The sequence below is a fragment of the Parabacteroides sp. Y3-G-102 genome (assembly GCF_023656845.1).
GTDB classification, from domain to species: domain Bacteria; phylum Bacteroidota; class Bacteroidia; order Bacteroidales; family Tannerellaceae; genus Parabacteroides; species Parabacteroides distasonis.
In genome coordinates this window covers 1-8,028 of sequence record NZ_JAMOKU010000083.1, presented here as the reverse complement: position 1 = coordinate 8,028, position 8,028 = coordinate 1, and the positions used below count along the sequence as shown (strand labels likewise).

The 8,028-nt window shown below is 50.1% G+C and carries 10 protein-coding genes; 9 read left to right on the top strand and 1 reads right to left on the bottom strand.

All coding sequences use genetic code 11. The features are described 5' to 3' along the window. Positions 1–135: 135 nt before the first annotated feature. From NBH16_RS22910 to NBH16_RS22880, 7 genes are all read left to right on the top strand, one after another. A complete protein-coding gene (locus NBH16_RS22910) occupies positions 136–324 on the top strand; it encodes a hypothetical protein (RefSeq protein ID WP_250789120.1) in 189 nt (62 codons plus the stop codon). Between the two features lie 37 nt (positions 325–361). Next, positions 362–1,312 carry a PRTRC system protein E gene (locus NBH16_RS22905; protein WP_250789119.1) on the top strand — a complete coding sequence of 317 codons (951 nt, stop codon included), beginning with the start codon at positions 362–364 and terminating at the stop codon, positions 1,310–1,312. 4 nt (positions 1,313–1,316) lie between these two features. Then, the gene (locus NBH16_RS22900; RefSeq protein WP_250789118.1) at positions 1,317–1,538 is read left to right on the top strand and encodes a PRTRC system protein C; all 222 of its coding nucleotides are present in this window, start codon (positions 1,317–1,319) and stop codon (positions 1,536–1,538) included. 37 nt (positions 1,539–1,575) lie between these two features. Continuing rightward, positions 1,576–2,658 carry a hypothetical protein gene (locus NBH16_RS22895; protein WP_250789117.1) on the top strand — a complete coding sequence of 361 codons (1,083 nt, stop codon included), beginning with the start codon at positions 1,576–1,578 and terminating at the stop codon, positions 2,656–2,658. Positions 2,659–2,663: 5 nt separating this feature from the next. Further along, positions 2,664–3,365 (top strand): prokaryotic E2 ligase family D protein, encoded by a 702-nt coding sequence (locus NBH16_RS22890; protein ID WP_250789116.1) that lies wholly within the window; start codon positions 2,664–2,666, stop codon positions 3,363–3,365. After that, entirely contained in the window at positions 3,362–4,150 is a 789-nt protein-coding gene (locus tag NBH16_RS22885; protein WP_250789115.1) for a PRTRC system ThiF family protein, read from the top strand. Before NBH16_RS22890 ends, NBH16_RS22885 begins: the two co-directional genes overlap by 4 nt. Positions 4,151–4,382: 232 nt before the next feature. Continuing rightward, positions 4,383–5,339 carry a tyrosine-type recombinase/integrase gene (locus tag NBH16_RS22880; protein ID WP_250789114.1) on the top strand — a complete coding sequence of 319 codons (957 nt, stop codon included), beginning with the start codon at positions 4,383–4,385 and terminating at the stop codon, positions 5,337–5,339. 306 nt (positions 5,340–5,645) lie between these two features. Here NBH16_RS22880 and NBH16_RS22875 read toward each other — a convergent pair whose 3' ends face one another. After that, positions 5,646–6,530 (bottom strand): helix-turn-helix transcriptional regulator, encoded by an 885-nt coding sequence (locus NBH16_RS22875; protein WP_250789113.1) that lies wholly within the window; start codon positions 6,528–6,530, stop codon positions 5,646–5,648. 221 nt (positions 6,531–6,751) lie between these two features. Between NBH16_RS22875 and NBH16_RS22870 the strand changes: the two genes are divergently transcribed. Continuing rightward, positions 6,752–7,414 (top strand): hypothetical protein, encoded by a 663-nt coding sequence (locus tag NBH16_RS22870; protein ID WP_250789112.1) that lies wholly within the window; start codon positions 6,752–6,754, stop codon positions 7,412–7,414. A gap of 202 nt (positions 7,415–7,616) precedes the next feature. Beyond that, positions 7,617–7,991, top strand: a complete 375-nt coding sequence (locus tag NBH16_RS23595) for a hypothetical protein (protein ID WP_502921432.1) — start codon at positions 7,617–7,619, stop codon at positions 7,989–7,991. Positions 7,992–8,028: the final 37 nt, after the last annotated feature.

Here is an 8,028-nt window from a genome sequence, read left to right as displayed (position 1 = left end):
AATAAATAGATTCAAAATCTTCCATGGTCCATTGATGTGACATAACAATTGAGCTTTTTTACTTTGATTACAAAAGTAATATCACATTTTTAGAATGAAAGGGGGAGTTTATCGAATGCTTACTCAAGACCGCCGATGGCGCCGGTACAGATACCAGTGCCGATACCGGCAAGAAGGAAGTATCCTGTCCCGGAACCGACCGTCAAATTCCCCCCACGGGAAAGAAGCGGACCCGTGCACATCTCCACGCTGCTGGACCCGGTACTGGAGATATGCAGCCATCCCGACCGGAACAGGCTGCTGGCGGAGTTCTTCAACAGATAGAAAGAATACGGTTATTCACACTTTAATTCATACAATTATGTTTTTTACAGCAATCAACCAGATGATGACCGAGGGCGTGGATCTTACGCTGGTCATCCGCAAAGCGAACGGACAACTGGCGGTATCCGTACTGCCGAAGTCAAACGGGCTGAAAGACGAAGCCCAGAACCACATCATCCCGCTGGCCCTCAAGGGACTCCCCCAGGAACTGGATGCCGGATTCCTGCAAGCCGTCGCCCGGCCGGTGCAGAAAGCCACGGGGCTGATCACCAACATGGCGCAGTTCGAGGCGCAGGCGGAGAAAGCCGCCGCTGAAAGCAAATCCGCCAAGGAGCAGAAGAGCAAGGAAACAAAGGAGGAAAGGGAAAAGTGGGAGAAGTACGAGAAGTATTTCAAGAAAGCCGGCGAGCTGATTGCCGCAGGGAACCATAAGGAGGCCGTCACCGCGCTCGGACAGGCACGTCCTTATGCCAAGCCGCAGGACCAGAAGAAGATTGACGAAATGATGGAGCAGCAGAAAAAGGCGATGAACAAGGGCAGCCTGTTCGAGCTGATGGAAGAACAGACTGTGCCGCAACAGCCCCGGCCGCAGTCACCGGCTGCAACGGCACAACAGCCGCAGCCTGCACCGCACTGTCCGCCACAACCGCAGTCTCCAAGACCGACGGGCGCACAGGTTCCTGACGGGCAACAACAGACGATGTGGCCGCCACAACAGCCTCCGCTGAGACCGGCACAGCATCAGGCTTCGCCACAGCCGCAATATGCCGGACAGCGCCCGATGAGCCGCCAAGTTCCTCCACAGCCAGCATACGAGGGACAACAGATCCCATACTGGCAGGAACAGGAGCAAAATCCGGAAGACCTCTATCCGTACTGCCAGGGGGAACAGGAAGTTCCCGCCTACCGCCCGGAAGATTATGAGGAATATCCCGACTTCCCGCAATCCATGTTGGAATCCCATGTTTCACATTATCAAACAGTTTAATATTATGGCATTAGAAATTAAGGGAATGATACGCTCATTCACATTCAAGAAAGGCAACGGGATGATCACGCTTGATGACCCGAACACATCGGACAGCCCCGAAATGGTCATGAACTACTACTCGAACTTCTATCCGGAACTGACCACGGCGACAGTACACGGGCCGGTCATCAAGGAAGACAAGGCGGTGTACGAGTTCAAGACAACCATCGGGACAAAAGGATGACGGCTATGGGTAAGGACAACAGGAAACAGAAGAAATCATGTGTACCATTGGACGAACAGCAGGCGGAACGGCTGGCAAGACTCATCATCGGACAGACCGTGCGCGATACCCGTTATGGAACGGACAGGAAGGAAAGGATAACTGCGCCAAGCGGTGCCGTTCCTCTTTTCTGAACACCACGTTTCTGCCCAGACCGCTGCCGAGTCTCTTCGTGGAAGACACCGGAGGAAACAGGTACAATCTCATCACGCAGGAAAATTACGAATTCCTGCGTGATTCTTATTTCAGGTATGCCTGCCTGTTGGGAAAGGAAGCGGTACATACTCCGGGACGGACGTTCGGCGAAGGGATTGCAAGGCTGCACGAAGAAATGGAAGCTCTTGTCGGAGAAGACCTGAATGTCAATATTGAAGAGCAAAACGGACGGCTGCTATTCAGGCTCTGGAAAACCCATCGTTGGGGTGTACTGACATTGTATTATTTTCCAATGAAATTCATGGAAGCTCTCGACCCGGAACTGAGACGTATCTCCATCACGTTCATCCATGAGCTGATGAGGGCAAACGGGATACAGACCGTACTGGACGAGGACGATACGGACTATGTGCAGACCTGGCTCTCGGAAGATGTACCGGACGAGACAGCGGAGGAAAGGAGAAAACGGCTGAAACTTCTGCGTTCCTACGAGAACGGCAGAGTACAAGCACTGCTCCGGAGGGTGGAAAACAAGTGTTACTACAAAAACCTTCCGAAAGCACTTGACCGGTATGAACCCCGGAACGACTACGAACGGTCGCTGGTTTCTGCCATGAAGGAAGGGTTGGAATTTCTGTCGCCTGAACACGGTATCATGAAATACGGCTACGATCCATTTTATGAAGAGGAACCGGAGTTCCAGCCCATGTATCTCTACCAGCAGATACGTGTAATCTATGACAGTTACGACATGGTGACGGACTACCTTGTGGATTATTACAATTCCTGTAGCAGGGAGACCTACGACATCATACCGGTTACGACACTCGACCTGTCTCCCGAAACGGAAAAGCTGTTCCACATGGATGACTATCCGGAACGCTTCTTCAAATGGGCGGACAAATTCATCAACATAATAATTTGAGCACTATGATAGAGACAAACGAACTTACAAGGACTTTGAAGACCTTACTTATCCCCAAGGCGGCACTGATTGCCTACGCCTCGGAGAACGAGAAAAATTTCTTTCTGGAGATACGGGATATAGACGACCGGGGGAATATGGCGGAAGGAAGACCTGTGACCCTGGAATTCATGAACGAGCTGGTGAAGGGGTATTCGGAAAGGCACAGCAGCACGCCCTACGGAAAAGTACCGTCCAACCTGATCTATTGTGATTCACGCAAGGGAAGCGAACGTTATATATGGTACAATCCTCCGGGTAAAAAGATGATGTTCTTCAGACCGGAGCTTAAAATCGACAATGCGGAATACAACCTGCCGGGAGTGATTTACGAGGCGGGGGAACACGGAATGAGAATATATGCCTACAAGGGCGATACACCCGACAAGGATACGCCACTATATGCCGCACCGTTCTTCAACGTCACCGGCTCCAGCGTATGTCTGGGTTCTGCTAATTTAGAGAAACCGAAAGATATGACCTACGAAAAGCTGCTGCAATACTGGGAAAAGAAATTCTGGCTGACGGAGTTCTCGCACCTGGGAGCCCATGGAAACCCGACCCGGTCGAACCTTGTGCTGGTGACGAAAGCAGCCAGGAACAGCCCTTTCGGCATTGAAGAGTTGAAACCATTGAACAATCTGAAACTTAAAGACATTCTGATATGAAAAGAGTACATTATACCGACAACTACCTGATGAGTCCGCAACATCCGGTTACGGTAAATCTGATCGGAGCGGGAGGAACCGGCTCGCAGGTGCTTACCTGCCTGGCAAGGCTTGATGCGGCCCTGAGGGGACTCGGACACCCGGGATTGTTCGTTACCCTGTATGATCCCGACATCGTGACAGAAGCCAATATAGGCCGTCAGCTTTTCGGTCCGTCCGATCTGGGACAGAGCAAGGCGCAATGCCTTGTCACCCGGATAAACAATTTCTTCGGCAATGACTGGAAGGCGCAGGCAGACATCTATCCGACAGTGTTGAAGGATGCCCGGCGGGACAATCTGGCCAATATTACGATAACCTGTACGGACAATACCAAGTCACGGATTGACCTGTGGAACCTGTTGAAAGCTTTGCCGCAACCGACATACTGCACTTACGAAACCCCTTTGTACTGGATGGATTTCGGAAACACACAGACCACGGGACAGGTCGTTATGGGCACGGTGCCGAAGAAGATCAAACAGCCGGCATCCAAGCAGTATGAAACGGTCGGTTCACTGAAGGTAATCACCCGCTTCGTGCGGTATGCCCGGGTAAAGGAGGAGGATTCCGGTCCGAGCTGTTCGCTGGCGGAAGCGTTGGAGAAGCAGGACCTGTTCATCAACTCCACGCTGGCTCAGCTCGGCTGCAATATCCTGTGGAAGATGTTCCGGAACGGGATGGTCGAACATCACGGACTCTACCTGAACCTGGAAACCATGAAAGTGAATCCGATAGCATTATAAATCGCTTTACTGTATTCCCAAGGGCTTTTACCGCCAACTTTGTTTTGGACATGATAAGTCCGGCATTCCCTGAATCAAAGTAACCTCCTGTAACAAAACGATTTTGATTGAACATCGATTATGGGGAATCCGACTGTAACCGCTCCGTTTTTGAGGAAAATATTTATTTTATTAAAAACGGGCGGGTATATGGCTTTCCGTCCGGATACTCAAATCCTATAAAATAAAGACAATGGAAAGAACAACGAGACAGGCGGGTTCCAGAGCCGGTAAGGTGAAGAAAGGATTCTGCCGCCTTGTGGCGGAACGTACCGACCACTTCAAGGCCTTGGGCAAGCACAAGACCGCCGGCAACTATTCATGCGCGTTAAAACATTTCATGCAGTTCCGGCAGGAGAAAGACATAGCGCTGGAGGAGCTGACCTCCGGCACGATGAAGGATTTCCAGACCCATCTCATCGGGGAAGGATTGAAGATGAATACCATATCATTGTACAACAGGATATTGAAGGCGATCTATAATTATGCTCTGGACGAGGAGATCATCCAGGAGGACAAGCGGCCTTTCCGGAAAGTGTTCACGGGAGCGGAAAAGACACGCAAACGGACATTGGGAAAGGAAGCGTTGAAGAAGATAGTCAGGGCGGATTTAAGGGGTGACGCATCACTGGAGTTCGCACGCGACATGTTCCTCTTCAGCATCTATATGCAGGGGATGGCTTTTGTGGACATCGCCCACCTGCGCAAGTCCCAGATAAAGAACAGATGCCTTGTTTACCGGAGAAGCAAGACCAACCAGTGCCTGAAAATCGTCATCCAGCCTTGCGCCCGGGAGATCATAGAGAAATGGATGGTGGATGACAAGGAGTGCCCTTACCTGTTCCCCATCCTGTATAATCCTTTAAAAAAACAGGAGGTCAGATACGACACCGCCCTCCGGACGCAGAATAAAAGGCTGGAGAGGCTCGCGTCACGGCTGGGGATGGAGGAACCGTTCAGCTCATACGTTGCCCGCCATACATGGGCCTCGCTTGCCAAATGGTCCGGCGTGAATGACACCGTCATTTGCGAGGCGATGGGACACAACAATCCCGCGACCACCTCCATCTATCTGGCTTCGTTGGACCCTGACGTGATTGCGGCAGCCAACCGGAAAACGCTTTCCGTGTTCATGAAGTGGAGGATATAGATTTGAATTCAGGAAAGAAAAATGGAGAAAAAACAAAAAAAGATAATCCGCCCCCTTGCACGTAACATTAAAAATGATATTTTTGCGTTAAATGAAAGTTCCGCCTCTTTTTAAGAGGAGGACAACCATCGTTAACCTCTTGATTTTCGCCTGCAAAGGTAGAGATTATATCAAAAAAAACATCTATAAAAGTTGCTCAAAAATCTACAAAAACAGCTCACTTTAGAGTTGCATGGCATTCCTACATTATTATATATATTATTTATTGCTTATGAGAAAATATCAGCGGAAAGTATACATCGTTTATCATTGGGGTGAATGTTCTTGTCTAAGTTTCGTTGGCGTTTTCCCGAAATGTTCCTTGCAAAACGAAGTCACATAGTTGACCGTGAAACCATATTTCTCCGCAATTTCCGCTATGGGTAGGTTCGTCATGACAATATCCCTGAACAGTTTTTCCTTCTTTTTCTGTATCAGCCATTGCTTGGGGGATATATTGAAGGAATTATGGAATTTCCGATTAAAAGTGGCATGGGACATTTGAAGTTCTCCCATCAGTTCCTTTATCGTGCTGACTCTCGGATATATTTCCAATATCCTACTTTTGAAATCGTCATCTGCTCCGATCAACGGGGCAAACATTCGGGCAAGCTCTTCTCTCTTGTACAATCCCCTGAGTTCCATAAATATGATATCCTGCTTGAGACGCTGATAATGGGAGCACAGCAAACCTTTTTCCATGATTGAGGAAGTCAGTTCAAGTTCCTGTTGCAACAGCGGGTGGATGGCAAGCAGGGCAATGTCGGGATTCTCCTCCGGTTCCCCGCAGGAAACATACCCTTGCAGTTTTTTCAAGGCAAACTTGTTACAAAGGGCAATCTCCTGAGTGAAGGAGCATCTGAGCAAGGTGACATCCGTGACAGCCCTACCGTAGAAGCTGTCTCTGGTGGCTACAAGGAACATTTTGCCGGCCTCTACCTCCCGGTTCACCACATTCCTTGTGGAAATGCGGATTTTCCCGGATAGAAGGAACACAAGGGTTGAACGTCCCACGGACTCTCTGATAAACAATTTTCCTGTTTCCAGCTTGATTATTTCAAACAAGGCACGGTCGCCAATAAGGTAGTTCTTACAGGCAATATGTTCTTCCAAATAAAGCAAGCCTTGCGGTTTGTTATTTTTCGTATTCATATTTTCTTTCGATTACAGTTTGCTATATAATCACCCAAGATATTCCATATGATTTTCACCATATAATAACTTGTATTTAAGATTATTACAATCCGTTATCTTCCTCTTAAAAAGAGGAAGAACGGCATTCTTATGTGATAAAATCCTCCTCTTAAAAAGAGGCGGATTTTCAGAAGTGAACTGAATATTTGTGTATAAGGCTAAAAATAAGGCGGTAATTGATGTATATGAAGTGCGATCCGAATATTGATTCGACACCGGCTTTTCCCGAATCGGGACAGGCGTACGGTTGTTCCTCCGATGGAGCGGACAGAACGGATTGCCCAGTGAATCTTTCCGGAAAGGAAAGGTTCGCATACGAAAAGCGGGAGGCCGCACTTCACAAGTACGAGGATGCCGTCCGGCTGTATGCCACTACCGATATGCCGGTACGCCTGATAGCGAAAGAGTGTCATGTGGCGGAAAGCGGCTTGCAGGCCCATCTGCACCGCTGGCATCGCCCGCTGATGCTGGCAAGGTATGGAGTCGCCCTCGAAGGGAGAAATCCTGAAGAGGTGAAGCTGGGTTCGAAGAGAGGCCAGCACCATTCCACCCGCAAGAAATACGCCCCGGCGGTCGAGGCTTGCGGGAACATCGGTTATATCCGGTTTAGCGTTTCCGCGATAGCCAGAGAGTTCGGCCTTAGTGAAACCGGACTGGGCAACCAGCTGAGGGATGTATTATCCGCAGGTCTTGGAATGGCGGGAGCGGGAGAAAGCACGGCTCGGCATTACGGACAACTGTCGGCGTGGCGCAAGAAAGGAGTTCGTGGAGCAATATGCTCCCGCCGTGAAGATGTATCGGACGAGCAACAGGACGATACCGGAAGTGGCGAAGGAATGTAATGTCTCGCCGAACGGTCTGAGCCAGCACCTGCGTTTTTACCATCGCAGTTTGCTTGTGAAGAAGGAGGCCGAGAGGGAGCAGGCGAAGAAGCGGAAAAAGAAGGGGCTGATGTCCGGCAACGGGCGTACCCGCGGACCGCTTCCCGAAACGGTGGAGAAGTACGGCGAGGCACTGAAGCTGTACCGTGACACGGACCTGGACGTGAAAGAAATTGTCCGCCGCACAGCGGTGTCGCTCTCCGGGTTCCGCTTCTATCTCCGGGAATGGCACAGGGACCTGATACTGGAACGTAGAGGCGGGGAAGCCGACGGTGACGAGGACTGGATAGACCTGAATCAAAGGAAGCGTTACAGCAAGGCGGTTGCCAACAAGTATGCCGCGGCCATCGCCAAGTTGAAGGCTGGAGGACATACCACCTCCGCCGTCGCCTCGGAGTACGGGTTCCACCCGGAGGTGTTCCGTGACTACCTGCACAAGCACGAGCCGGAGCTGGGCTCACCCGATAAACCTGGGGGATTAAGCATACAGCTTTGTAAGTCTGAAAAGAAAGAATTTTATATCCGTTACTCCTCTTAAAGCAGCTCTAAACGCCTTAATTTTAGCATTAAAAGAC

Bases quoted from the DNA above. Each gene is read 5' to 3' on its own strand.
- NBH16_RS22870 (WP_250789112.1), top strand. From the start codon at position 6,752: ATGTATATGAAGTGCGATCCGAATATTGATTCGACACCGGCTTTTCCC.
- NBH16_RS22880 (WP_250789114.1), top strand. From the start codon at position 4,383: ATGGAAAGAACAACGAGACAGGCGGGTTCCAGAGCCGGTAAGGTGAAG.
- NBH16_RS22895 (WP_250789117.1), top strand. From the start codon at position 1,576: ATGTGTACCATTGGACGAACAGCAGGCGGAACGGCTGGCAAGACTCAT.
- NBH16_RS22890 (WP_250789116.1), top strand. From the start codon at position 2,664: ATGATAGAGACAAACGAACTTACAAGGACTTTGAAGACCTTACTTATC.
- NBH16_RS22910 (WP_250789120.1), top strand. From the start codon at position 136: ATGGCGCCGGTACAGATACCAGTGCCGATACCGGCAAGAAGGAAGTAT.
- NBH16_RS22875 (WP_250789113.1), bottom strand. From the start codon at position 6,530: ATGAATACGAAAAATAACAAACCGCAAGGCTTGCTTTATTTGGAAGAA.
- NBH16_RS22900 (WP_250789118.1), top strand. From the start codon at position 1,317: ATGGCATTAGAAATTAAGGGAATGATACGCTCATTCACATTCAAGAAA.
- NBH16_RS22905 (WP_250789119.1), top strand. From the start codon at position 362: ATGTTTTTTACAGCAATCAACCAGATGATGACCGAGGGCGTGGATCTT.
- NBH16_RS22885 (WP_250789115.1), top strand. From the start codon at position 3,362: ATGAAAAGAGTACATTATACCGACAACTACCTGATGAGTCCGCAACAT.